The following is a 22515-nucleotide window of genomic DNA, read 5'->3' as shown; positions in this document are numbered from 1 at the left end:
TCCCTTTTCTCCCCCCCACCCCCACTCTCTCCCCCCCCCCCCCCCCCCCTTCCCCGCAGCCGCAGGTTGAGGGGGCGAGAAGGGCGTTGTCCCGCGCGCAGTTCCGCATGAGCCGGACAGGCCTGTGGCCTGTCCGTGCGAAGAGGACTGTTTGAGCACGGGGCAACGCCCTTCTCGCCAGGCGGTCTAGACCGCGATCGGGATGTTCCTCACCTGCGGGCCGTGCTCGTAGTTCTCGACGATGAGGTCGTCGGTCGTGAACTGGTAGAAGTCGGTGACGTCGGGGTTGAGGCGCACCGTGGGGGCGGGGTAGGTGGGGCGGCTGATGAGCTCGCGGACGATGTCGACGTGACGGTCGTAGATGTGCGCGTCGGCGATCATGTGCACGAGCTCGCCGGCGATCATGCCGCTCACCTGTGCCACCATCATGAGCAGGAGGGCGTACTGGCAGACATTCCAGTTGTTGGCTGCCAGGACGTCCTGGCTGCGCTGGACGAGCAGCATGTTGAGCGTGGGGCGGTCGTCGCCCGGCTCCTGCGTCACGTTGTAGACCGCGTTGTAGGCACAGGGGTAGAGGTGCATCTCGGCGAGGTCGCCGAAGGTGTAGAGGTTGGTCATGATGCGTCGCGAGTAGGGGTTCACGCGCAGGTCGTGCAGGACGCGGTCCATCTGGTCGAAGTCGCCGTCGGGGTAGTGCGTGACCACGCCCACCTGGTAGCCGTAGGCCTTGCCGATCGAGCCGGTCTCGTCGGCCCACTCGTCCCAGATGTGGGGACCCAGGTCGTGGACGTTGTTGGACTTGCGCTGATAGATCCACAGGACCTCGTCCATGCAGCTCTTGAGTGCGGTGCGGCGCAGCGTCAGCGCGGGGAACTCCTCGCGCAGGTCGTAGCGGTTGCACACGCCGAAGCGCTTGATCGTGTAGGCGGGCGTCCCGTCCTCCCAGTGCGGGCGGACCCTCTGGCCCTCGGTAGTGGTGCCGTGCTCGATGATGTCGGAGCACATCGAGACAAAGAGGTCGTCGGCCTTGCTCATCGGGTCTCCGTTTCGTCGTGGCGGCGTGGGCGCGCGGCCCGTCGCGCGGTCTAGAGCTGCTGGTCCTCGAGGACCTCGTCCCAGAAGAACGCGAGCGCGCGCACCAGCTCGTCGTCGGCGGGCAGCCATTCGACGTCGAGAAGCTCGTCGCGCGCGAGCCAGCGCAGCTCGTCGTGCACGCCCTCGTGGCGGGCGGGCTCGGAGCCCGCGGCCAGCCCCGTGGCGAAGACCTCCATCGAGAGGTGGAAGTCGGGGTAGTCGTACTCGACGGTGTCGTAGGGCCAGGCGGCGGCGAGGGCGCAGCCGAGCTCCTCCTCGACCTCGCGCCGGAGCGCCGCCTCAGGCGTCTCGCCGGGCTCGACCTTGCCGCCCGGCAGCTCCCAGAGGCCCGCCTGGGCGCCGCACGCGCGGCGCGCCGCGAGCACGCGTCCCTCTCGCCTGATGATGCCGGCCGCCACGCGGACGACCCTTCTGTCCTCACGCATCGCGGTCTCCCTCGGGCTCGGTCAGCAGGCGCACCAGGGCGTAGGTGGCGCCGGCGTCGTCGGTCAGGTCCACGTCCCAGCCGTCGGCGCGCTCGTGCAGCACCGGCGTCACCTCGTCGCCCAGGTGCGCCTGGCGACGGTAGGAGACCTGCAGGCACCGCACCTCGCCGAGCGCGCGCCCCGCGTCCGCGAGCGCCTCGCAGGCGAGCGCGACGTACTGGGCGTTGTTGACGTGGCGGTTGGTGTCGATGCTGCGCGCGCCCACCCTGATCGCGGGCAGCGCCTCGCCCGGGCCCTCGGCGCGCATCCGGCGGTCGAGCGGGCCCATCTCGAGCCGCGGCTCCCCCTCGTGGGGGTAGGCGAGCTGGTCGGCCGGCACGCGCGTGGCGTGCCCGGCGGCCACGTCGAAGACGAGCCACTGCGAATCGGCCCGCACGATCGTCTCGCCCGACGCGTCCTCCATGAGAAAGCAGCGCAGCGCGTGCGAGCGCGTCATCTCGTAGCAGAACGTGCCCACGCGCACGCGCTCGCCCAGCGCCGGCCGCCGATCGACCTCGATCCGCCAGGTCGCGAGCACCCACGCGATGCCCTTCTCGGCGAGCGACGTCACGCCCATTCCGAGGTCCTCGGACTGGAAGGTGGAGCAGTCCTGCAGGTAGTTCACGAGCGCCGGCAGCGACAGGCGGCCGGTCTGGTCGCACTCGCTGTAGCGCACGCGGCTGTCAAAGGCATACATGTCCCTCCTCACGTTCACCCACCACCTTAGCAGCTCGCCGCGCGGGTCATGGGAAAAGCACGCGGGGGCGGGTAGAATGGGAGCTCGCCGTCCGGGCGCCGCGGCGCGCCGGCAGGAGAAACACGACAAGGGGGGAGAGGACCATGGCATCTGAGGTCAGGTTCGCGACCGTGGGGTCGAGCGGGATCACGGAGCGCTTCGTGGAGGCGCTGGGGCTCGTGGAGGGCGCGCGCTACGTGGGCGCGTACTCGCGCGACGTGGAGCGGGCGCGGGCCTTCGGCGAGCCGCGCGGGGCCACGCTCTTCTTTGACGACCTCGAGGCGCTGGCGGCCTCGCCGGACGTGGACGCCGTCTACGTGGCGAGCCCCAACGGCGCGCACGCGGAGCAGGCGCTGACGCTCATCGCCGGCGGTAAGCACGTGTTCGTGGAGAAGGCCCTGGCCGCCAACGAGCGCGAGGCCCGCGCGGTCTTCGCGGCGGCGGCCGAGAGGGGCGTCGTGGCCATGGAGGCCATGCGCAACCTCCACGTGCCCACCTTCGCCGCCATCGAGCGCATCGTGGGGCAGGAGCTGGGCGCGGTCCGCGAGGCCACGTTCCGCTTCGCCAAGGTCACCTCGCGCATGGCGCGGCTGCGCGCCGGGGAGCGCCTCAACGTCTTCGACCCGGCGCTGGCCGGCGGTGCGCTCATGGACATCGGCGTCTACTGCGTTGAGCCGGCCGTGGCGCTGTTCGGCGCGCCCGAGGAGGTGCGCGCGCTCGCGGTGACCACCAAGGTGCCCGGCGCGGCCGCCGACGACCCCTGCGACACGATCGACCTGGCGGGCGAGGCGATCCTCGGCTACGGCGACAAGGTCGTGAGCCTCTCGTTCGGCAAGATGTGCGACGACGTGCTGCCCTCGCAGGTGGCCGGCGAGCGCGCCACGCTGGCGTGGGACCAGACCTCGTGCCCGGTCAACCTGCGCGTGCACGAGCACGTGGACAAGGGCCTCATCTTCCGCATGGAGGACACTGACGCGCGCCCCGTTGACGTGAGTGTGCCTGACAACGACATGACCTGCGAGATCTCCGCCTTCGTGCGCGCCGTGGCCGGCGAGAAGGACGCGCTGGCCGCGCGCGAACGCTTCGAGTGCGTGACCGTGGAGTCGCTCGCCGTCATGGACGAGATCCGTCGCCAGGTGGGCGTGCGCTTCCCGGCCGACCTCGCGTAGGCGCGTGGCGCCCGACCGCTCCGACGTGCGCGCGGCGCTTCTCGCCGCGCTGCCCGTCATGCTGGGCTACATAGCCATCGGGATTCCGTGCGGGGCCATGGCGGCCGAGGCGGGGCTCTCTCCTGTGGTGGCCTTCGTGCTGTCGGCGACGTTCTACTCGGGCGCCGGGCAGTTCATGATGGCGTCGCTCGCGCTCGCCGGCACGCCCGCGCCGCTCATGGCGCTGAGCGTGTCGCTGGTGAGCACCCGGCAGCTGCTCTACTCGGCCGCGCTCGCGCCCTACGCGCGCCGCGCGCCCCGCTGGCTGGCCGCGCTCTTCGCCGCCACGGTGACCGACGAGAGCTTCGGCGTCAACCTCGCGCGCTTCGCCGACCCCGCGGGCGGCTGGGACGTGGGGCGCGCGACGGCGGTGAACCTCGCGAGCATGCTCTCGTGGGCGCTCGCCAACGCCGTGGGCGCGGCCGTGGGTCCGGCGCTCGACGTGCCCACGGCCATCATGTCGTTCGGGATGACGTCGATCTTCGTGTGCCTGCTCGTGACGCAGCGCTGGACGCGCGTCACCGTTGTGGTGGCGGCCGTGTCCGCCGCGGCCGTGGCGGTGCTCAAGGCGCTCGGCGCGGGGTCGCTCGCGGTGGTGCTCGCCGCGGTGGCGGGCGTGGGCGCCGGGCTCGTCGCGGGCGCGGCGCGCCGGGACGCGCGGGGAGGCGAGCCGTCGTGAGCGCCGCGGACTTCCTCGTCTTCTACGTCATCGTGCTCGCGGTCATCCTGGCGTGCCGCTGCGTGCCCCTGCTCGCGCTCGGCGACCGGCAGCTGCCGCCGCGGGTGAGCGAGGCGCTCGCCCTCATCCCGCCCGCCGCGTTCGCGGCGCTCGTGGCCAACGACCTCATCGACCCCGCGGCGGGCGTGAGCTGGGAGGCGCTTCTCGCGGCGGCGCTCGTGGCCGTGGTGGGCCGCCTCACGCGCTCGCTCGTGTGGTGCGCGCTCGCCGGCATGCTCGCCTACGCGGCCCTTCTCGCCCTCTGAGCCGGCCGCGGCCCGGCGCGCCCGCGGCTACTTGGGGTAGGCGATGACGTCGGAGCCGCCGAAGCGCGACGAGCCGTCGTCGGCCGTGCCGTAGGGGCTCATCGGGTCCACCACCACGCGCGCCGCGCCGGGCAGCACCCGCGCCTCCCAGGCGGTGACCATCCCGTCGATGACCTCGCCGTCCACCTCGATGGGCACGGGCTCCGACGAGCGGACGCGGATCTCGCTGCCGCGGAAGCTCTCGAGGTGCGGACGGCCGATGGCGTGCCCCCCGCGGTCCACCAGGCCGAACGCGAGCGGCTTGATGAGCCCCGCCGCGTCGGACGTCTCGATCACGATGACGTCGAGCAGGCCGTCGTCCATGCGGCAGTCGGGGACGATCTGGATGTCGCCCTGGATCGTCGCGCAGTTTGCCACCAGGCACCCGATGCCGCGTCGCTCGTGGACCTGACCGTCTACCTCGATGGTGAAGCTCGCCACCGTGGGGCGGGGGTTCGCCAGCGCGGCGGCGAAGTAGGCCGCCTCGCCCATGAGCGCCTTGTGGGGGAGGGCGGCCTGCATGAGCTGGGCATCGAAGCCGGTACCGCTCATCAGCGCGAACCCGCGCATGCCGGCGGCTCCGCGCGTGGTCTCCCACGAGATCTCGCCGAGGTCGAGGCTGGCCGTCTTGCCCACGCGGCACGCCCGCGCGAGCGCCGAGGGCTCGGGGGCGTTGCCGATGTTGGCGCACAGCAGGTTGGCCGTGCCCGAGGGGAACACGCAGACGCGCACGCCGCGCCCGCGCAGCGCGTGCAGCAGCGCCGAGACCGTGCCGTCGCCGCCCGACAGCGTCACCACGTCGAAGTCCTCCGCGTCGCGCACGGCGCCCTCGGCGTCGAAGTCGTCGTCGAGCAGGCGCGTCACGCACTCGTCGCCGGCGCGCATGAGCGCGCGCTCGAACTGGTAGACGGCGTCGGAGCCGAAGCCCGACCTCGGATTGTGTACGACGAGCGTGCGCACGGCTCCCCCTCCCGTGGCCCCTCCGGGCGATTCGCTATCATGTGTAGGTGCGGCCCAGCCGGCCGACGCGCGGCCCCGCTGCCGCGGGCCCCACCAGTGTACCCAAACCCCGCCCGGGGAGAATCGAGCGCCTTGTACCTCTCAACAGCCTCCGAGCTCGCCGACTTCTGCGCGCGCGCCGCGCGCTCGAGGGTGCTCGCCGTCGACACCGAGTTCCTCCGCGAGAAGACCTACTACCCCAAGCTCTGCCTCGTCCAGGTTGCCGCCGGCGACGACATCGCGGCCGTGGACCCCATCCTGATCGGCGACCTCTCGCCGCTGGCCGAGCTGTTCGCTGACCCGAGCGTCACCAAGGTGCTGCACGCCTGCGGCCAGGACCTCGAGGTCATCCTCGACGGCATGGGCTGCGTCTGCGCGCCCGTCTTCGACACGCAGCTGGCGGCCGCCTTCCTCGGCATGCGCCAGCAGGTGAGCTACGGCTCGCTCGTGGAGGCCTACTGCGGCGTCCACCTGCCCAAGGCCGAGTCGCTCACGGACTGGTCGCGCCGCCCGCTCGACCCCGAGCAGCTCGCCTATGCCGAGGACGACGTCCGCTACCTGCCGGGCATCTACGAGCGCATGATGAGCCAGCTCATCGAGAGGGACCGGCTCTCGTGGGTCACCCCCGAGATGGAGGCGCTCACCGACGTCTCGCGCATCCGCCGCGCGCCCGAGGAGGCCTACCTGCGCCTGCGCCGCTCCGGCTCGCTCACGCGCCGGCAGCTCGCCGTGGCGCGCGAGGTCTGCGCCTGGCGCGAGCGCGTGGCCGCCCAGCGCGACGTGCCCCGCAAGTGGGTCGCCTCCGACGAGCTGGTCGTCGAGGTGTGCAAGCGCACGCCCGCCACGCACGAGCGCCTGCGCCGCATCCGCGGCACCGGCCAGATCTCCGGCCGCGACGAGCGCGCCCTGCTCGAGGCCGTGGCGCGCGGCATGGCCTGCCCGCCCGATGAGTGCCCCAAGGTGAGCCGCCACGTGCGCCCCGCCCCCGAGACCGAGGGCGTGATCGACCTCATGTACGCCGTGCTGCGCCTGGTCTCCGAGAAGAGCGGCGTGGCCACCCAGCTCATCGCCACCCGCGACGACCTCCTCGAGTTCGTGCAGGACCGGCGCGGCTCTCGGCTCTCGGGCGGCTGGCGCTGGGAGCTCGCCGGGCGGACGCTCTCCGAGCTGCTGTCGGGCGAGGTCGGCCTCACCGTGCGCGACGGCCGCATCGAGCTGCTGTAGGGACGGCCGCCGCGGTTCGGCCGGGTCTCGCGCTCCCGCCGGCCCTTCTCGGCTCCGCTGCCCCTCTCGGCCCCGCTGCCCCTCTCGGCCCCGCCGGCCCTTCTCGGCAGCCCTCTCGCCCGACCTGACGAATTAACGCGCAGAATCGGACATGTGCGTTAATTTTATCTGCGGATATAGAAAGTTGTGCTTGTTTCTGCGCGTTATCGGGCCCGGACGCTCGCCGCGGCCCGCGGCACGTCGCGCCGTCGCGGTTCGTGTCCGGCCCCGTGGGTAGAATGGGTGTCAGCCAACGATTGGAGACGAGATGCCCCTTCACTTCTACGGGTTCTATGGCATGGACGCGGGCTACCTGCTCGTGGCACTGGTCGCGCTCGTCATCGGCGGCGCGGCGCAGGCCTACATCAGGAGCACGTACCGCACCTGGTCCAAGGTGGACGCCCACATCGCCGGCACGGGCGCCGACGTCGCGCGGCGCATGCTCGCCGAGGGCGGGGCGTCGGGCGTGGGCATCGCGCGCTGCGCGGGGAGCCTCACGGACCACTACGACCCGCGCGACAACACGCTGCACCTCTCGGACGACAACTACCGCGGCGCCTCGGTGGCGTCGGTGGCCGTGGCGTGCCACGAGGCCGGCCACGCGATCCAGGCGGCTCGGGGCTTCGGGTTCTACCGCCTGCGCACCGCGCTCGTGCCGGCCGTCAACATCGCCCAGCAGTTCTGGGTGGTGCTGCTCCTGATCGGCGTGATGCTCAACACCTTCGGGCTCGTGCAGCTCGCCATTGCCCTGTTCGCGGTGTCGGTGGTCTTCCAGCTCGTGACCCTGCCCGTTGAGATCGACGCCTCGCGTCGCGCGGTGGCCTACCTCGGCGCGCACGGCGCCGGTCTCGACGAGTCGGGCGCCCGCAAGGTGCTCACCGCCGCCGCGCTCACCTACGTGGCCGCGGCGCTCACCTCCATCATCCAGCTCGTCTACCTGCTCGGGCGCTACGGCAACCGGGGAAGCGACCGATGAGCGGACAGACGGGGCAGCCGGCGCTCACGGTCTCGGACGCGGTCGCGCTCGCCAAGGGCAACGTGGCCGCCTGGCCCACGCTCGTCGTGAGCGGCGAGGTCTCGGGCTTCCGGGGTCCCAACGCGCGCTCGGGCCACTGTTACTTCGAGGTGAAGGACGACGCCGCGTCCATGAGCGTCATCGTGTGGCGCGGCACCGCCTCAAAGCTCGGCTTCGAGCTGAGAAACGGCCTCGCGGTCCAGCTCACGGGCAAGTTCGACGTCTACCAGGCGTCCGGCAAGCTGTCGTTCGTGGCCCGCAAGGTCGAGGCCGCGGGCGAGGGGCTCCTGCGCCAGCAGGTGGCCGAGCTCGCGCGCCGGCTCGAGCGCGAGGGCCTCATGGACCCCGCGCGCAAGCGGCACGTGCCCGTGTTCTGCTCGCGCGTCTGCGTGGTGACGTCGCTCTCGGGCAGCGTCATCGAGGACGTCAAGCGCACGCTCGCGCGCCGTAACCCGCTCGTGGCCATCGACGTGGTGGGCTGCTCGGTGCAGGGCGCCGACGCCCCGGCCACCATCGTCCGGGCCCTCGCGCGCGCCGCGGCGGACGCCCCCGACGCGATTCTGCTCGTGCGCGGCGGTGGCTCCTTCGAGGACCTCATGTGCTTCAACGACGAGTCGGTGGCCCGCGCCGTCGCGGCGTGCCCCGTGCCGGTGGTGACCGGCATCGGCCACGAGCCGGACACCACGATCGCCGACATGGTGGCCGACCGGCGCGCCTCCACGCCCACCGCGGCCGCCGAGTCCGTGGCGCCGGCCGTGGGAGACGTCGAGCGGCAGATGGTCCAGCGCCAGCTGCGGCTCGGACGGGCTATGTCGACCATGCTCGAGCGCCGCGAGCAGCGGCTCTCCTCGCTCGGCCGGCTGCTCGGCACCACGATGGGCGCCGAGCTCTCGCGCCGCCGCGCCGCGCTTGACGCGCTGGGCAGCCGTCCCTGCCTCACCGACCCGCTCGCGCAGGTGCACGTCCGCCGAGCCGACCTCATGCAGACCGAGCAGCGCCTCGCCGACGCCGTGCCCCGCGCGCTCGCGCGCGCCTCCGAGCGCACCGAGCGGCTCTCGGGCCGCATGGGCGAGGTCGGGGCGCGCCTCACGCGCCCGGCCGAGGCCACGCTCGCGCGCCTCGCCGCGCAGCTTGACGCGCTCTCGCCGCTGGCGGTCCTCGCCCGCGGCTACGCCATCGCGCGGGGCGCGGACGGCCACGTGCTGCGCGACGCCGCCTCGCTCGCCCCGGGCGACGAGGTCCACGTGCTTCTCGGCAGCGGCTCGTTCGACGCCGCCGTCACCGCGACCGCCACAGAGGGGCGCCCGGCGCCCGAAAGGAGCTGACATGGCAGACGAGAAGAACCGTCCCATCGACGAGATGACGTTCAAGGAGGCCTCGGTGGAGCTCGAGCAGATCGTGCGCGCGCTCGAGAGCGGCGAGCTGGAGCTCGAGGAGTCCCTCGAGCGCTACGGCCGCGGCGTCGAGCTGCTCAGGAGCCTGCGCGAGCGCCTCTCCACGGCCGAGCAGAAGGTGCGCGTCCTTCTCGACGCCACCGACGAGGACGCCCCGGTGACCGACACCGCCGCCGCGCCCTCGACCGCCTTCCTCGACGAGTAGCGCCCCGGCGCAGAAAGGAGCCCCCATGTCCGACTGCATCTTCTGCAAGCTCGCGAACGGCGAGATCCCCACCGACTTCCTCTACGAGGACGACAACGTCGTGGCCTTCCGCGACGCCAACCCCCAGGCCCCGGTCCACGTGCTCGTGGTGCCCAAGGCCCACCACGACAACTTCGTCGATGACGTCCCCGCCGAGACGCTCGCCTCCATGGAGGCCGCGGTCAGGGCGGTCGCCGAGAAGTGCGGCGTCGTCGAGAGCGGCTTCCGCTGCATCATGAACACGGGCGCCGCGGCCGGCCAGACCGTCATGCACCTGCACATGCACGTGCTCGGCGGCCGCGACCTCGGCGAGGGGCTGCTGCCCGCCTAGGCTCGCCCGCCGCGCGCTCGGGCGCGGGCGGGCCGCCGGCCCTTCTCGCCGTCCGCCGACGCCGCCCGCCCGCGGGCGCGTCCCGGGCGTATCATGTGAGCGTTTCCGTGCGAATCGAGGGTGGGGGAGACCCCGCGAGAGGAGAGTCATGAACGTACTGGTCATCAATGCCGGCAGCTCGTCGCTCAAGTACCAGCTGCTCGACGTGGACACGCGCGAGGTCTACGCAAAGGGCAACTGCGAGCGCATCGGCATCGACGGCTCGTTCGTCGGCCACGAGGAGATGGGCGGCGAGAAGCAGCGGCTCGAGGTGGCCCTCCCGGACCACAAGACGGCCATCAAGTACGTCTTCGACATCCTCAAGGGCGTGGACAAGCCCATCGGCGGCATCGGCCACCGCGTGGTCCAGGGCGGCTGGTACTTCCCCGAGTCCGCCGTCGTGACCGACGAGACCCTCGGCTGGGTCCGCGAGGTCGCGCCGCTCGCGCCGCTGCACAACTACGCCGAGGCCGACGTCATCGAGATCTGCCGCGACATGTTCCCGGAGATCGGCAACGTCATCGTGCCGGACACGGCCTTCCACTACAACATGCCCGAGCGCGCCTGGCGCTACGCCCTGCCGCGCGACGTGGTCGAGAAGTACCACGTGCGCAAGTACGGCGCCCACGGCACGAGCCACCGCTACATCTGGCGCACGGTCCACGAGCTGCGCGGCGACGCCACGCACAAGCTCGTGAGCTGCCACCTGGGCTCCGGCGCGTCCCTGTGCGCCATCGAGGACGGCCAGTGCATGGACACCACGATGGGCCTCACTCCGCTCGACGGCCTCATCATGGGCACGCGCTGCGGCACGCTCGACCCGGCAACGGTCTTCTACCTCAACCGCGTGGGCGGCTACTCGATCGACGACATCGACACGATGATGAACAAGCAATCGGGTCTGCTCGCCGTCTCCGAGGTCTCGAGCGACTCGCGCGACATCGAGGCCGGCGCCGCCGAGGGCAACGAGAAGTGCCAGATGGCGCTCGACATGTTCTACTACCGCACCGCCCAGCTCTTCGCTGAGATGGCCGCCTCGATGGAGGGCGTGGACACCATGGCCTTCACGGCCGGCATCGGCGAGAACGCGCCCGAGATGCGTGCGGGCGTGGCCGAGCGCCTCGCCTGGATGGGCGTCAGGATCGACGCCGAGAAGAACGCCGTGCGCTCCGACGAGCCGCGCGTGATCTCGACCGACGACTCCGCCATCACCGTCATGGTGGTGCCCACCAACGAGGAGTACATGATCGCCCTCGACGTCGAGGAGCTGCTGGGGTAGGGCGCTCCCGCCATCGCGTGTCCCCGCGCCGGGTCCGGACTTCCTCCGGGCCCGGCGCCCTTTTTGCGCGTGCGCGCGCTCGGTCTGACCCGACCGCTCGCCCGGCGCTTTATTGCGGAAAAGTGACCGGGGTTTGTAACTCCCACCGCGTGGGTATACTTTCACATTGTGAAGAGTTCCCGAGGAAAGGAACGCGCATGTCCCTGAACGACCTCATGCTCAGCCGCCGCCAGGCCCTCGCCGCCGGCGCCGCCGCCATCGCCTCCCTTGGTCTCGTTGCCTGCGACGACTCCGCCCCGGCGCCCGAGGCCGATGACACCTCCGAGGCCTCCGAGGAGTCCGTCCTCGACGCCGACGCCTACGACGCGCTGATCGCGACCGGCTTCGTCGCCACTGACGACGAGATCGCGGCCTCCGAGTGGGCCACGCGCGTGCGCGACGCCGGCACCCTGCGCGTGGGCGGCGTCCAGACCTCGATGCTGTTCAGCCTGCTCAACGAGGTCGACGGCAAGACGCGCGGCTTCGACGCGGGCCTCTCGCAGCTCCTGACCCGCTACATCCTCGGCGACGAGAACGCCCAGGAGATCACGCAGGTCACGTCAAACACGCGCGAGTCGGTCCTCCAGAACGACCAGGTCGATTGCGTCTTCGCCACCTACTCGATCAACGACGACCGCAAGAAGGTCATCTCCTTCGCCGGCCCGTACTACACCACCCAGCAGTCCATCCTCGTGATGGCCGACAACACCGACATTAACTCCGTCGACGACCTCGCCGGCAAGAACGTGGCCGCGCAGTCCGGCTCCACGGGCCCGAGCATCCTGGAGGAGTACGCGCCCGATGCCAACGTCCAGGAGTTCGCCACCGACGAGGAGGCCCGCAGCGCCCTGGAGCAGGGCCGCGTGGACGCCTACGTCATCGACACCGCCATGCAGATGGGCTCGATGGCGCGCAACCCCGGCCGCTACCGCCTCGCCGGCGACGAGTTCGGCCCGGTGGACCCCTATGGCATCGGCCTGCCGCTCGACTCCGACGCGGTGGACTTCGTCAACGCGTGGCTCCAGCGCGTGGAGGACGAGGGCCTCTGGGCCGACCTCTGGAAGATCTGCATCGGCGACCGCGCCCAGATCGACGAGGTGCCCGAGCCGCCCGCGATCGGCGCCTAGCGTCCGGCGGCGCCCATGGGTCTCGGCGAGCTTCTCTCGACATACGGCGAGAACTACCTGCAGGGGCTTCTCGCCACGTGGTGGATGACGGCGGTGTCGTTCGTCTTCGTGATGGTGCTCGCCGTGGCCGTCACGGTGATGCGCGTCTCGCCCATCGCTCCGCTGCGCGGCCTGGGCGACCTCTACGTGCAGGTCTTCCGCAACATCCCCGGCGTGGCGCTGCTCATCATCATCGCCTACGCCCTGCCCGACCTGCGCATCGTTCTTGACTGGCGCACGTGCGTCATCGTGACGACGGTGCTTCTGGGATCGGCCTTCGGGTCCGAGAACTTCATGAGCGGCATCAACACGATCGGCGTCGGCCAGATCGAGGCCGCGCGCTCGCTGGGGCTGAGCTTCGCGCAGATCCTGCGGCGCATCGTGATCCCGCAGGCGCTGCGCTCCAGCGTGCCCACGATGACCAACCTGCTCATCGCCGTGATGCTCACCACGGCGCTCGGCTCGCAGGTGCCGCTCAGCCCGCAGGAGCTCACCGGCGTGGTCTCCTACGTCAACACGCGCGCCACGGGCGGCGTCCTCGCGTTTCTCGTCGCGGCCGCCGGCTACGTGGGCACCGCGCTCGTCATCTCGGCGGTGGGCAACCGCATCGACCGTCGCGTGAGGATCCTGCGATGAGCCGCCGCGCGGACGCCCGCACGCGCTCCATGCGCGACGCCCTCTACGAGGCGCCCGGCCCGCGCGGCCGGCGCCGCATCGCCGTCGGCACCGCGATCGCCGCCGTCGCGGTGGTGGCGCTGGTCGTCCTCGTGGTGCGCCAGTTCTACGTGACCGGCCAGCTCGCCCCGCGCTACTGGTCGTTCCTCGCGCGCTGGTCCACGTGGCGCTTCCTGCTCCAGGGGCTTCTCGGCACCGTCGAGGTGGCCCTCACGGCGGGCGTCATCGCGCTCGTGCTGGGCATGGCGCTCATGCTCGGGCGCACGAGCGGCGTCCGCCCGCTCTCGGCCGTCTGCCGCGCGGTCACGGACTTCTTCCGCGGCGTGCCGAGCCTGCTGCTCATCTACTTCTTCTTCTTTGTCCCGGCGCAGCTGGGGCTCAAGATGCCCTCGTTCTGGATGCTCGCGCTGCCGGTGGCGCTCGCCGCCTCGGGCGTGCTCGCCGAGGTGTTCCGCGCCGGCGTCAACGCGGTGCCCAAGGGGCAGGTGGAGGCCGCGCTCTCCATCGGGCTCAGCCGCGCGCAGGTGCTGCGCCACGTAGTGCTGCCCCAGGCGGTGCGCTACGTCATCCCGTCGCTGATCGCGCAGCTCGTGGTCGTGGTCAAGGACACCACGGTGGCCTACGTGGTGAGCTATCCCGACCTCATGCAGAACGCGCGCGTGCTCATCACCAGCTACGACGCGCTGGTCTCCATGTACCTCGTGGTGGCCGTCATCTACATCCTCATCAACTACCTCATCAACAAGGCGTCCGTGTACGTTGCCGACCGCACCGGCGTCAAGATCATCCGCTAGGGCGCGGAGGGAACGGAGAGACATGAGCGATAAGAGCGAGGGGCGCGAGCAGACGCCGATCATCGAGCTGCGCCACGTCGAGAAGCACTTCGGCGACCTCCACGTGCTGCGCGACATCAACCTCTCCGTCTCGCGCGGCGAGGTGCTCGTGGTGATCGGCCCGTCCGGGTCCGGCAAGTCCACGATGTGCCGCACCATCAACCGCCTGGAGACCATCGACTCCGGCGAGATCCTCATCGAGGGGAAGCCCCTGCCGCAGGAGGGCCGCGAGCTCACCGCCATGCGCGCCGAGCTGGGCATGGTGTTCCAGCAGTTCAACCTCTTCGCGCACATGAGCGTGCTCGACAACGTGACGCTGGGGCCCCGCGAGGTGCTGGGCGTCTCGAAGGAGGAGGCCGAGGCGCGCGCCCGCGAGCTGCTCGGGCGCGTAGGCGTGGCTGAGCAGGCCGAGAAGGTCCCGGCGCAGCTCTCCGGCGGCCAGCAGCAGCGCGTGGCCATTGCGCGCGCCCTGGCAATGCGCCCCAAGGCGATGCTGTTCGACGAGCCCACCTCGGCGCTCGACCCCGAGATGATCAACGAGGTCCTCGACGTCATGGTCGAGCTCGCCCGCGGCGGCATGACCATGATCGTGGTCACGCACGAGATGGGCTTCGCGCGCCGCGTAGCCGACCGCGTGGTCTTCATGGCCGACGGCCAGATCGTGGAGGAGGGCGCGCCGGACGCGTTCTTCGACCACCCGCGGACGCAGCGCGCCCGCGACTTCCTCGACTCCATACAGGGACACTGAGGCGCGGATCCCGCGTCCCTCTCGCCGTCCCGTCCGACCCCGCCCGCTTCCTGACCCAAGGAGGTCCCGTCCGCATGGCCACGCGTCCCGTTGTCCTGATCGCCCCCCGCTGGGAGCCCCAGCGCCGCAGCGTCGAGGTCCCCGAGCAGCTCGCGCCCGAGGAGACGATGGCATGCGTCTTCGCCGACGCGCTCGTCGACGCCGGCGCCACGCCGCTCATGATGGCGCTCACCGACGACGACGCGGTGCTCGACGCCTACCTCGCGCTCGCCGACGGCGTGGCCATCCCCGGCGGCCAGGACGTGGACCCCGCGCTCTGGGGCGTGGACGAGCCGTACACGGCCGCGCCGCTCTGCCCCGAGCGCGACGCCTTCGAGCTGCGGCTCGTGAGGCGCGTGCTGGACGCGCGGCTGCCGCTTCTCACCACGTGCCGCGGCACGCAGCTGCTGAACGTGGCCCTGGGGGGCACGCTCTGCATGGACGTGCCCGGCCTCGAGCCGCGCGAGGGGACGGCGCTGTGGCGCCACCAGATGATCCTCAACGACCCGGCTCACCCCGTCGAGGTCGAGGAGGGGTCGCTCCTGGCCCGCGCGCTCGGGTCGACGCTCGTGCAGGCAAACTCGAGCCACCACTGCTGCGTGGAGCGGCTCGGCGAGGGCGTGCGCCTCGTGGCGCGCGCGACCGACGGCGTGCCCGAGGCCATCGAGGTCGAGGGTCAGCCGTTCTGCGTGGGCGTCCAGTGGCACCCGGAGTACACCTGGCGCAGCGTGGCGTCCGACCGCGCCCTCTGGCACGCGTTCGTGGACGCCTGTCGCTAGGGGAGCGGCGAGCGGCGCGCCCGTCCGCTGCGCCGACGTGCCTTTCTCGTCCTTCTCGCGGGCGCGCGCTGCGGGTGGTTACGCACACTCCGGATGGTTACGTACACAGTTGAAAGTTTGAAAACAGAGTCTGTTACGTAAAGCACCAGGTCAGAGGCTCGTGCTCAATCACATAGAACTTGCAATAGTGTACGTAACCGGTGAGGGTGTACGTAACCGGTCACGTGGCGAGAAGCCCGGCGGGCGAGAGGCACGCGCGCCCGGCGCCGCTAGCGGCGCACGAAGTGGTAGGCCACGCGCGGCGAGCCGTCGGCGATCCAGATGGTGCCGCGCCGCGCGAAGCCCGCGCGCTCGAGGGCGCGCTGCATGGGCAGGTTGTCGGCATGGGTGTCCGCGCGCACGTTGTCGTGCCGTGCGACCAGCCACGCGAGCATCCGCGCGCCGCGGCCGTGGCCCTGCGCGGCCACGGCCATCCGGTGCATGACCCAGTACGGCCCGTCGTCCAGCCATCCCGGCCCCTCGATACGCGCGTAGGTGGGGTCGGGTCCCGGCATGACGGCCATGACGCCCACGGGCCCCGCGCCCTCGTCGAGCACCCAGAGCCGATCCGCGGCAAGGTCGCGCGCCGCGTCGTCGCGCGAGGGGTAGGCGCCCGCCCACTGCGTGGGGTTGCCGTTCGCGCGCATGAAGGCGCGCGCCGCCGCGTAGATGTCCGCGACGGCGTCAAGGTCGCCAACCTCGGCACGCCGGATCTCCCCGCCGGCCGCCACGTCCCTCTCGCCCACTAGAAGGGCCTCATCGAGAAGGTCCTCTCGCAGGACGCGCCCGGCGCCAGCACGATCGTGCCGCGCTTCTCCTCGAAGACGTCCGACTCGTCGTAGGCCGTCGCGCAGCCGACCCACGGCTCGATGGCCACGAACGGGGCCTCGGGGTCCGCCGTCCAGACGCCCAGGTAGTCGAAGCCGTCGAACGCGAGCTCGACGCCGTGGCCGCCCGGTCCCACGAGGCGCACCGCGCGTCCCGGCACCTCCACGAAGACCACGGTCAGCAGCCGCGCGATGAGCTCGTGGGTGAGCGACAGGCGGTCGGCGTCGCGCAGCACCTCGTGCGTCTGCGAGAAGTCGTGCAGGCCGGCCTCGTCGATCGTGGGCACCTCGGCGGTCCAGCGCTCGGGGAAGACGAGCTCGTAGTCGTCGAAGGCGGCGCCCTCGTCGCCGGGGACGGGAACGTTGAAGGCGGGGTGTCCGCCCAGCGTGAACGGCAGGTCAACGTCGCCGGTGTTGGTCACGCGGAACGTCTGGCTGAGCACGCCGTCCGCCACGGCGTAGGTCATGTTGAGCCTGAAGTCGAAGGGGTAGGCCGCGCGGGTCTCGTCCGTGGCGTCGAGCTGGTAGGTCACGCGGTCTGGCGCGGACTCGGCCACGGCGTGCTCGTAGAGGCGCGCGATGCCGTGGCGCTTGAGGCGCACCGGCCCGGCCGCGCTCTCGGCGGCGTCGCCGCGCAGGCACCCCACGATGGGGAAGAGCACCGGCGCGCGCCGGGCCCAGTGCGCGGGGTCGCCCTGCCACAGGTACTCGCCCGCCTCGGTCCTGAGGCTCATGAGCTGCGCGCCCATGGAGTCGATCGTCGCGGCGAGCGTTCCGTCGGTGATGGTGGTCAGCGTGGACATGCGGCCCTCCCGTGTCGGCTGTTCAGTGGTGGCTCCCACTGTATCTCGCCCGCGCCGCCCCCGCGTCCGGCGTAGCTGAAAGGACCCTTCGCCGCCGCGGGCGGGGCGGTGTGTCATAATGGGCAGTTGTGCGCCGCCGCTCGGCGGCACCTTCTGCGTCCATAGACTCGGGCGCCTCCCGGGCGCCCGCTACGAGGAGGTTTGCATGGTCATCGAGGAACTTCTGCGCTACGGCATCGCCCACACCGACGAGAAGACCGTCATCGACGCCTCTCCCGCCGTCCTCATCGAGACCGCCGTCGAGCGCAACGAGGGTGAGCTCACCAGCACCGGCTCGCTCTCGGTGATCACCGGCCAGTACACCGGCCGCTCGCCGCAGGACCGCTTCATCGTGGACACGCCCGACGTCCACGACAGGATCGCGTGGGGCGGCGTCAACAAGCCCTTCTCGGTCGAGAACTACAACAAGGTCAAGGCCGAGGTCATCGGCCACCTCTCCGAGCGGCGCCTCTTCGTGGTGCACGGCCTCGCCGGCGCCGACCGTCGCTACTCGCGCAAGATCTGCGCGGTGTGCGAGCTGGCCAGCCAGGCGCTCTTCGTCCACCAGATGCTCGTGCGCCCCTCCGAGAAGGAGCTGCGCGAGTTCGGCGACGCGGACTTCGTGGTCCTGGCCGCGCCCACGCTCAAGCTCGACCCCGAGAGGTTCGGCACCAACTCCGAGGCCGCGGTGCTCATCAACTTCGAGGAGCGCATGATCCTCGTGGCGGGCACACAGTACTCTGGTGAGATCAAGAAGGCCATCTTCTCGGTCATGAACTACCTGCTGCCGGTCGAGGACCACGTGCTCACGATGCACTGCTCGTGCAACATGAACCCGCAGTCGCACGGCACCACGGTCTTCTTCGGCCTCTCGGGCACCGGCAAGACCACGCTGTCGGCCGCGGAGGGCCGCCTGCTCATCGGCGACGACGAGCACGGCTGGTGCGACGACGCCGTCTTCAACATCGAGGGCGGCTGCTACGCCAAGACGATCGACATCACGCCCGAGACCGAGCCGCAGATCTGGAACGCCATCCGCTTCGGCTCCATGTGCGAGAACGTGGTCATCGACCCCGAGACCCGCGAGGCCGACTACTTCGACACCTCGCTCACCGAGAACGGCCGCGTGGCCTACCCGGTGGAGTTCGTGCCGGGCGCGGTGGCCAAGGGCAAGGCCAAGCGCATCCCCGACGTGGTGATCTTCCTCACGGCCGACGCCTTCGGCGTGCTGCCGCCGATCTCCAAGCTAGGCCGCGACGCCGCGATGTACCACTTCATGACCGGCTTCACCTCCAAGGTCGCCGGCACCGAGCGCGGCATCAAGGAGCCGCAGCCCACGTTCTCGTCGCTGTTCGGCGAGCCGTTCATGCCGCTCGACCCCAACGTGTACGCGCAGATGCTCGGCGAGAAGATCGACGCCGGCGGCACCCGCGTCTACCTCATCAACACCGGCTGGACGGGCGGCCCCTACGGGACGGGCACGCGCATCAAGCTCGCCTACACGCGCAAGATGGTCGAGGCCGCGCAGACCGGCATCATCGACGACTGCGAGTTCGTGCACGACGAGCGCTTCAACCTCGACGTGCCCACCACCTGCCCGGGCGTGCCCTCCGAGCTGCTCAACGCGCGCAACACCTGGAGCGACCGCGCCGCCTACGACGAGATGGCCGAGAAGCTCGCGCGCATGTTCGTCGAGAACGCCGAGAAGCGCCTCACGACGATGGCCCCCGAGGTCCGCGCCGCCGGCCCGCACCCGATCCAGGGCTAGTCGGCCGTCCGCATCGCCCCCTTCGGCCCCGGCGCCCGTGCGGCGTCGGGGCCGTTTCGCGTCGCGCGGGCGCACGTCCGCGCAAAAAGACGCCCCGGCGACCACGTGGGTCGCAGGGGCGCACCGGGCGGTGCGTGTCTCTCGCTGAGGCTAGTGCATCTCGGCCATCTGGGCCTGGACGGCCGTGATGGCCACGACACCCACGATGTCGTCAGCCACGCAGCCGCGGCTGAGGTCGTTCACCGGCTTGGCGATGCCCTGCAGGATGGGGCCGTAGGCCTCGGCGCCGCCGAAGCGCTGGACGAGCTTGTAGCCGATGTTGCCGCACTCGAGGTTGGGGAACACGAGCACGTTGGCGTGGCCGGCGACCGTGCTCTCCGGGGCCTTGAGGGCCGCGACCTCGGGCACGATGGCGGCGTCGAGCTGCAGGTCGCCGTCGATGGCGAGTTCGGGCGCCTTCTCCTTGGCGAAGGCCGTGGCCTCCTGGACCTTCTTGGCGGTGTCGCCGCCGGCCGACCCCATCGTGGAGTACGAGAGCATGGCGACCCTGGGCTCCACGTCGTCCATGAAGGTGGCGAAGGAGTTGGCCGAGGCGATGGCGATCTCGGAGAGCTCGTCGGAGGTCGGGTCGATGTTGAGACCGCAGTCGGCGAAGACCAGCGTGCCGTTCTCGCCGAACTGCGGGGTCTGCGTGCACATCACCATGAAGGCGCTGACGAGCTTGGTGCCCGGGGCGGTCTTCAGGATCTGCAGCGCCGGGCGCAGCGTGTTGGCCGTGGAGTGGCAGGCGCCCGAGACCAGGCCGTCGGCGTCGCCCATCTTGACCATCATGGTGCCGTAGTAGGTGGCGTCCATCACCTGCGCGCGAGCCTGCTCGATGGTCACGCCCTTCTTGGCGCGCAGCTCGGCGAACTTCTGGGCGTAGGCCTCGTGCTTGGGCGCGGTGGGGGAGGTCGGGTCGATCACGGTGACGCCCTCGACGTCGATCTTGGCCGGGTCGCCCAGGATGACGAGATTGGCCAGGTCCTCGGCCACGATCTTGCGCGCCGCCTCGAGCGTGCGCGGGTCCTCGCCCTCGGGCAGGACGATCGTCTTCTTGTAGGCCTTGGCGGCCGCCTTCATGCGGTCCAGAAACTCGCTCATCTGCGCTTCCCTTCTTCGGAGCAGTCGTGTGTGGGCCCGGTGGCGCCCCGATGTGTGCAGCTCATCGGGGGCCCCGGGCTCGTCGGCGTTCATTATAGGAGCGAGGTGCTAGAATCAGGCCGGCGATTGGGCGCGTTCCCGCTCGCCGGCCGCCGTTGGGCGGTGAACCGCCGCCGAGCGGCGCAACCGGATGCTGAGAGGACACACATGGCTATCTCGAACGGTCTTCCCGCGGGCTTCTCGCCCGACAGCTACGACGCCATCGTGGTGGGGGCCGGGTACGCCGGCGCCACCTGCGCGCGCCGCCTCGCCGAGTCGTGCGGCTTCAAGGTCTGCGTGCTCGAGCGCCGCGACCACATCGCCGGCAACGCCTACGACTACGTGGACGACGCGGGCATCCTCGTGCACAAGTACGGCCCGCACATCTACCACACCGTCAACGACCGCGTGAATGAGTTCCTCTCGCGCTTCACCGAGTGGACCGACTACCAGCACAAGGTCCTCGCCAACATCCACGGCACCCTGATGCCGGTGCCCTTCAACCACCGCTCGCTCAAGCTCGCCTTCGGAGACGAGCGCGGCGAGGCCCTCTACCAGAAGCTCGTGGCCACCTTCGGCGAGAACAAGAAGGTGCCGATCATGGAGCTGCGCGAGAAGAACGACCCCGAGCTCGCCGAGGTCGCCGACTACGTCTACGAGAACGTCTTCCTCCACTACACGATGAAGCAGTGGGGCCAGACGCCCGACCAGATCGACCCCTCGATCACCGGCCGCGTGCCGGTCTTCGTGGGCGACGACGACCGCTACTTCCCGCAGGCCCCGCACCAGGGCATGCCGGCCGAGGGCTACACGGCGCTGTTCGAGCACATGCTCGAGCACGACCTCATCTCGGTCTTCCTCGACGTCGACGCGCGCGACGTGCTCGGCGTGGGGGAGACGAGCGTGGAGGTGTGCGGCCGCCCGTACGGCGGCGAGGTCATCTACACCGGCCCGCTCGACGAGCTCTTCGGGCTCGACCTGGGCGCGCTGCCGTACCGCACGCTCGACATGGAGTTCGAGACCCTGCCCGTCGACCAGTTCCAGCCCGTGGGCACCGTCAACTACACCACGAGCGAGGACTTCACGCGCATCACGGAGTTCAAGAACATGACCGGTCAGGTGGCCCCCGGCCGCACCACGATCATGCGCGAGTACTCCAAGGCCTACGAGCCCGGCAGCGGCCAGACGCCCTACTACGCCATCCTCGAGGACGACAACCTCGAGCTCTACCGTCGCTACCGCTCGCGCGTGGACGGCATCGTGAACTTCCACTGCGTGGGCCGGCTCGCCGAGTACCGCTACTACGACATGGACGGCGTCGTGGCCTCGGCGCTCGAGCTGTCCGACGAGATCATCTCGCAGCACAGCTAGGGCCCGGCGGCGCATCGGCCGGCAAGAGGGACGGACATGAACAAGACCATCACCTTCGGCATCCCGTGCTACAACTCCGCCGAGTACATGGACCACTGCGTCGAGTCGATCCTAGAGGGCACGGGCTACGCCGACGACGTCGAGATCGTGATCGTGGACGACGGCTCGACCAAGGACGACACGCCCGCCAAGGCCGACGCCTGGACCGAGCGCCACCCTGACATCATCCGCGCCGTGCACCAGGAGAACGGCGGGCACGGGGCGGCCGTCATGCAGGCGCTGTCCCACGCGCGGGGCGTCTACTTCAAGAACGTCGACTCCGACGACTGGGTGGACGCCGAGGCCGTGAGCGCCCTTCTCGACCAGCTCCGCCGCTTCGTGCGCCTGGGCGACCCGGTCGACCTGGTGATCACCAACTACGTCTACGAGCACGTGGAGGACGACACGCGCAACGTGGTGGACTACCGTCGCGTGCTGCCCGTGGGCCGCGTCTTCACCTGGAACGACATCGGTCACTTCCACATGTGGCAGTACCTGCTCATGCACGCGCTGACCTATCGCACCGAGGTGCTGCGCCAGGTGGGGCTCACCATGCCGCCGCATACCTTCTACGTGGACAACATCTACGCCTACGTGCCGTTCCCCGCGTGCCGCAGCCTCTACTACCTGGACGTGGACGTCTACCGCTACTTCATCGGCCGCGACGACCAGAGCGTCAACGACTCCGTGCTCACGAGCCGTGTGGACCACTACTGGCGCGTCGCGCGCGTGATGATGCACGCCTACCACGTCTACGACGACGTGGCCTCGGTGCGCCTGCGCAGCTACATGATGAACTACTTCACCATCATCATGGCGATCTGCTCGGTCTTCTCCAAGAAGAGCGACCGGCCCGACGCCATGGACGAGCTCCAGAGGCTCTGGGACGAGCTCAAGGCATATGACGGTCGGATGTACCGCCGCGCGCGCCACGGCGTGGTGGGGCTCGCCACCAACCTGCCCGGCAGCGTCGGCCGTGCGCTCACGCTCGGTGGGTACAAGGTCGCGCAGAAGGTCGTGAAGTTCAACTAGACCCTCGCAGCGGGGGCGGGGGGACGGGGGGGGGGGAGTGGTGGTA

24 protein-coding genes are annotated in these 22515 nt (G+C 70.6%); 17 read left to right on the top strand and 7 right to left on the bottom strand.

The genetic code is table 11. The features are described from left to right. Positions 1-186: 186 nt before the first annotated feature. The 3 genes from thyA to ACWTSU_RS03060 are packed head-to-tail and all read right to left on the bottom strand — an operon-like array spanning position 187 to position 2256. Positions 187-1035: a thymidylate synthase gene (thyA, locus tag ACWTSU_RS03070; protein ID WP_455138411.1), complete on the bottom strand. Its 849-nt coding sequence runs from the start codon at positions 1033-1035 to the stop codon at positions 187-189. A gap of 50 nt (positions 1036-1085) precedes the next feature. Continuing rightward, positions 1086-1520 carry a (deoxy)nucleoside triphosphate pyrophosphohydrolase gene (locus tag ACWTSU_RS03065; RefSeq protein ID WP_455138410.1) on the bottom strand — a complete coding sequence of 145 codons (435 nt, stop codon included), beginning with the start codon at positions 1518-1520 and terminating at the stop codon, positions 1086-1088. Continuing rightward, positions 1513-2256, bottom strand: coding sequence for an acyl-[acyl-carrier-protein] thioesterase (locus tag ACWTSU_RS03060; RefSeq protein WP_455138409.1), 744 nt, complete (start codon positions 2254-2256; stop codon positions 1513-1515). The genes ACWTSU_RS03065 and ACWTSU_RS03060 overlap by 8 nt, the downstream gene beginning before the upstream one ends. Positions 2257-2399: 143 nt before the next feature. Here ACWTSU_RS03060 and ACWTSU_RS03055 point away from each other — a divergent pair, with 143 nt between their 5' ends. From ACWTSU_RS03055 to ACWTSU_RS03045, 3 genes are read left to right on the top strand one after another with little or no spacing between them, the layout of a single operon-like run. Continuing rightward, positions 2400-3464 (top strand): Gfo/Idh/MocA family protein, encoded by a 1065-nt coding sequence (locus ACWTSU_RS03055; protein WP_455138408.1) that lies wholly within the window; start codon positions 2400-2402, stop codon positions 3462-3464. Between the two features lie 4 nt (positions 3465-3468). Beyond that, positions 3469-4182 (top strand): AzlC family ABC transporter permease, encoded by a 714-nt coding sequence (locus ACWTSU_RS03050; RefSeq protein ID WP_455138407.1) that lies wholly within the window; start codon positions 3469-3471, stop codon positions 4180-4182. After that, positions 4179-4487, top strand: a complete 309-nt coding sequence (locus tag ACWTSU_RS03045) for an AzlD domain-containing protein (protein WP_455138406.1) — start codon at positions 4179-4181, stop codon at positions 4485-4487. The genes ACWTSU_RS03050 and ACWTSU_RS03045 overlap by 4 nt, the downstream gene beginning before the upstream one ends. A gap of 27 nt (positions 4488-4514) precedes the next feature. Here the strand turns inward: ACWTSU_RS03045 and ACWTSU_RS03040 are convergent, their stop codons facing one another. Beyond that, positions 4515-5486: a diacylglycerol/lipid kinase family protein gene (locus ACWTSU_RS03040; RefSeq protein WP_455138405.1), complete on the bottom strand. Its 972-nt coding sequence runs from the start codon at positions 5484-5486 to the stop codon at positions 4515-4517. 132 nt (positions 5487-5618) lie between these two features. On the opposite strand from ACWTSU_RS03040, the gene rnd reads away from it, so the two are divergent. From rnd to ACWTSU_RS02985, 11 genes are all read left to right on the top strand, one after another. After that, on the top strand, positions 5619-6749 hold the full coding sequence (gene rnd / locus ACWTSU_RS03035) for a ribonuclease D (RefSeq protein ID WP_455138404.1): 1131 nt from the start codon (positions 5619-5621) through the stop codon (positions 6747-6749). Between the two features lie 307 nt (positions 6750-7056). Beyond that, positions 7057-7764 (top strand): zinc metallopeptidase, encoded by a 708-nt coding sequence (locus ACWTSU_RS03030; protein WP_455138403.1) that lies wholly within the window; start codon positions 7057-7059, stop codon positions 7762-7764. Continuing rightward, the gene (gene xseA, locus ACWTSU_RS03025) at positions 7761-9128 is read left to right on the top strand and encodes an exodeoxyribonuclease VII large subunit (protein ID WP_455138402.1); all 1368 of its coding nucleotides are present in this window, start codon (positions 7761-7763) and stop codon (positions 9126-9128) included. The genes ACWTSU_RS03030 and xseA overlap by 4 nt, the downstream gene beginning before the upstream one ends. 1 nt (position 9129) lies before the next feature. Further along, positions 9130-9402: an exodeoxyribonuclease VII small subunit gene (gene xseB / locus ACWTSU_RS03020; protein WP_455138401.1), complete on the top strand. Its 273-nt coding sequence runs from the start codon at positions 9130-9132 to the stop codon at positions 9400-9402. A gap of 25 nt (positions 9403-9427) precedes the next feature. Beyond that, positions 9428-9772: a histidine triad nucleotide-binding protein gene (locus ACWTSU_RS03015; RefSeq protein ID WP_455138400.1), complete on the top strand. Its 345-nt coding sequence runs from the start codon at positions 9428-9430 to the stop codon at positions 9770-9772. 148 nt (positions 9773-9920) lie between these two features. After that, positions 9921-11090: an acetate/propionate family kinase gene (locus ACWTSU_RS03010; protein WP_455138399.1), complete on the top strand. Its 1170-nt coding sequence runs from the start codon at positions 9921-9923 to the stop codon at positions 11088-11090. Between the two features lie 197 nt (positions 11091-11287). Beyond that, complete coding sequence (locus ACWTSU_RS03005; RefSeq protein WP_455138398.1) at positions 11288-12256, top strand: glutamate ABC transporter substrate-binding protein; 969 nt, start codon at positions 11288-11290, stop codon at positions 12254-12256. 15 nt (positions 12257-12271) lie between these two features. After that, positions 12272-12931 carry an amino acid ABC transporter permease gene (locus ACWTSU_RS03000; RefSeq protein WP_455138397.1) on the top strand — a complete coding sequence of 220 codons (660 nt, stop codon included), beginning with the start codon at positions 12272-12274 and terminating at the stop codon, positions 12929-12931. After that, the gene (locus ACWTSU_RS02995) at positions 12928-13764 is read left to right on the top strand and encodes an amino acid ABC transporter permease (RefSeq protein WP_455138396.1); all 837 of its coding nucleotides are present in this window, start codon (positions 12928-12930) and stop codon (positions 13762-13764) included. The genes ACWTSU_RS03000 and ACWTSU_RS02995 overlap by 4 nt, the downstream gene beginning before the upstream one ends. A gap of 22 nt (positions 13765-13786) precedes the next feature. Beyond that, the gene (locus tag ACWTSU_RS02990) at positions 13787-14551 is read left to right on the top strand and encodes an amino acid ABC transporter ATP-binding protein (protein ID WP_455138395.1); all 765 of its coding nucleotides are present in this window, start codon (positions 13787-13789) and stop codon (positions 14549-14551) included. A gap of 74 nt (positions 14552-14625) precedes the next feature. Next, positions 14626-15369 carry a gamma-glutamyl-gamma-aminobutyrate hydrolase family protein gene (locus ACWTSU_RS02985; protein ID WP_455138394.1) on the top strand — a complete coding sequence of 248 codons (744 nt, stop codon included), beginning with the start codon at positions 14626-14628 and terminating at the stop codon, positions 15367-15369. A gap of 269 nt (positions 15370-15638) precedes the next feature. On the opposite strand, the gene ACWTSU_RS02980 is transcribed toward ACWTSU_RS02985, so the two are convergent. Beyond that, positions 15639-16154 carry an N-acetyltransferase family protein gene (locus tag ACWTSU_RS02980; protein WP_455138393.1) on the bottom strand — a complete coding sequence of 172 codons (516 nt, stop codon included), beginning with the start codon at positions 16152-16154 and terminating at the stop codon, positions 15639-15641. Next, positions 16154-17038: an aldose 1-epimerase family protein gene (locus tag ACWTSU_RS02975; RefSeq protein ID WP_455138392.1), complete on the bottom strand. Its 885-nt coding sequence runs from the start codon at positions 17036-17038 to the stop codon at positions 16154-16156. The genes ACWTSU_RS02980 and ACWTSU_RS02975 overlap by 1 nt, the downstream gene beginning before the upstream one ends. A 205-nt stretch (positions 17039-17243) precedes the next feature. Here ACWTSU_RS02975 and pckA point away from each other — a divergent pair, with 205 nt between their 5' ends. After that, positions 17244-18845 carry a phosphoenolpyruvate carboxykinase (ATP) gene (gene pckA, locus ACWTSU_RS02970; protein ID WP_455138391.1) on the top strand — a complete coding sequence of 534 codons (1602 nt, stop codon included), beginning with the start codon at positions 17244-17246 and terminating at the stop codon, positions 18843-18845. Between the two features lie 150 nt (positions 18846-18995). On the opposite strand, the gene pta is transcribed toward pckA, so the two are convergent. Further along, a complete protein-coding gene (pta, locus tag ACWTSU_RS02965; protein ID WP_455138390.1) occupies positions 18996-19988 on the bottom strand; it encodes a phosphate acetyltransferase in 993 nt (330 codons plus the stop codon). Positions 19989-20195: 207 nt separating this feature from the next. Here pta and glf point away from each other — a divergent pair, with 207 nt between their 5' ends. After that, positions 20196-21398, top strand: a complete 1203-nt coding sequence (gene glf / locus ACWTSU_RS02960) for a UDP-galactopyranose mutase (RefSeq protein ID WP_455138389.1) — start codon at positions 20196-20198, stop codon at positions 21396-21398. Positions 21399-21434: 36 nt separating this feature from the next. Further along, positions 21435-22469, top strand: coding sequence for a glycosyltransferase family 2 protein (locus tag ACWTSU_RS02955; protein ID WP_455138388.1), 1035 nt, complete (start codon positions 21435-21437; stop codon positions 22467-22469). Positions 22470-22515: the final 46 nt, after the last annotated feature.

It is taken from the genome of Thermophilibacter sp., assembly GCF_966187215.1.
This window is presented reverse-complemented; position numbering and strand designations above follow the sequence as displayed.

What these genes read in the sequence shown, in the direction of transcription:
- ACWTSU_RS02975 (WP_455138392.1), bottom strand. Translation starts at nt 17,038, where the DNA reads ATGTCCACGCTGACCACCATCACCGACGGAACGCTCGCCGCGACGATC.
- ACWTSU_RS03015 (WP_455138400.1), top strand. Translation starts at nt 9,428, where the DNA reads ATGTCCGACTGCATCTTCTGCAAGCTCGCGAACGGCGAGATCCCCACC.
- xseA (WP_455138402.1), top strand. Translation starts at nt 7,761, where the DNA reads ATGAGCGGACAGACGGGGCAGCCGGCGCTCACGGTCTCGGACGCGGTC.
- ACWTSU_RS03005 (WP_455138398.1), top strand. Translation starts at nt 11,288, where the DNA reads ATGTCCCTGAACGACCTCATGCTCAGCCGCCGCCAGGCCCTCGCCGCC.
- ACWTSU_RS03030 (WP_455138403.1), top strand. Translation starts at nt 7,057, where the DNA reads ATGCCCCTTCACTTCTACGGGTTCTATGGCATGGACGCGGGCTACCTG.
- ACWTSU_RS02995 (WP_455138396.1), top strand. Translation starts at nt 12,928, where the DNA reads ATGAGCCGCCGCGCGGACGCCCGCACGCGCTCCATGCGCGACGCCCTC.
- ACWTSU_RS02955 (WP_455138388.1), top strand. Translation starts at nt 21,435, where the DNA reads ATGAACAAGACCATCACCTTCGGCATCCCGTGCTACAACTCCGCCGAG.
- xseB (WP_455138401.1), top strand. Translation starts at nt 9,130, where the DNA reads ATGGCAGACGAGAAGAACCGTCCCATCGACGAGATGACGTTCAAGGAG.
- pckA (WP_455138391.1), top strand. Translation starts at nt 17,244, where the DNA reads ATGGTCATCGAGGAACTTCTGCGCTACGGCATCGCCCACACCGACGAG.
- ACWTSU_RS02985 (WP_455138394.1), top strand. Translation starts at nt 14,626, where the DNA reads ATGGCCACGCGTCCCGTTGTCCTGATCGCCCCCCGCTGGGAGCCCCAG.
- ACWTSU_RS02990 (WP_455138395.1), top strand. Translation starts at nt 13,787, where the DNA reads ATGAGCGATAAGAGCGAGGGGCGCGAGCAGACGCCGATCATCGAGCTG.
- ACWTSU_RS03010 (WP_455138399.1), top strand. Translation starts at nt 9,921, where the DNA reads ATGAACGTACTGGTCATCAATGCCGGCAGCTCGTCGCTCAAGTACCAG.
- thyA (WP_455138411.1), bottom strand. Translation starts at nt 1,035, where the DNA reads ATGAGCAAGGCCGACGACCTCTTTGTCTCGATGTGCTCCGACATCATC.
- glf (WP_455138389.1), top strand. Translation starts at nt 20,196, where the DNA reads ATGGCTATCTCGAACGGTCTTCCCGCGGGCTTCTCGCCCGACAGCTAC.
- ACWTSU_RS03065 (WP_455138410.1), bottom strand. Translation starts at nt 1,520, where the DNA reads ATGCGTGAGGACAGAAGGGTCGTCCGCGTGGCGGCCGGCATCATCAGG.
- ACWTSU_RS03000 (WP_455138397.1), top strand. Translation starts at nt 12,272, where the DNA reads ATGGGTCTCGGCGAGCTTCTCTCGACATACGGCGAGAACTACCTGCAG.
- ACWTSU_RS03055 (WP_455138408.1), top strand. Translation starts at nt 2,400, where the DNA reads ATGGCATCTGAGGTCAGGTTCGCGACCGTGGGGTCGAGCGGGATCACG.
- pta (WP_455138390.1), bottom strand. Translation starts at nt 19,988, where the DNA reads ATGAGCGAGTTTCTGGACCGCATGAAGGCGGCCGCCAAGGCCTACAAG.
- ACWTSU_RS03060 (WP_455138409.1), bottom strand. Translation starts at nt 2,256, where the DNA reads ATGTATGCCTTTGACAGCCGCGTGCGCTACAGCGAGTGCGACCAGACC.